We start from the raw sequence: 212 nt of genomic DNA, 5'->3' as shown, positions 1-212 counted from the left end.
GTGGACTGCGCCGCATCCTGGGCCGTGCTGGCTGCGGCGCGCTGGGCCTTGGCAATTTCCTGCAGCTTTCGAGCAGCCGCATCGACGTTCCCGCTGGCAATCAGTTGCTGATATTCAGCCTTGAGCTGCTTGAGGTTCTGGGCCGCAATACGGTCGGCCTCAGCCTTGGCGGCAGTGTCCTTAGCCGCTTTAGCTGCGGCCTTGCCCGTGGC

General features: G+C 64.2%; 1 protein-coding gene. It reads right to left on the bottom strand.

The window, feature by feature from the left end; all coding sequences use genetic code 11:
• Positions 1-212: hypothetical protein (locus AAIL67_RS24850; RefSeq protein ID WP_343485416.1), on the bottom strand; the 212-nt coding region annotated here is incomplete at both ends.

Origin of the sequence: Comamonas sp. A7-5, from assembly GCF_039581385.1 — a bacterium.
Taxonomy (GTDB): domain Bacteria; phylum Pseudomonadota; class Gammaproteobacteria; order Burkholderiales; family Burkholderiaceae_C; genus Comamonas; species Comamonas thiooxydans.
This window is presented reverse-complemented; position numbering and strand designations above follow the sequence as displayed.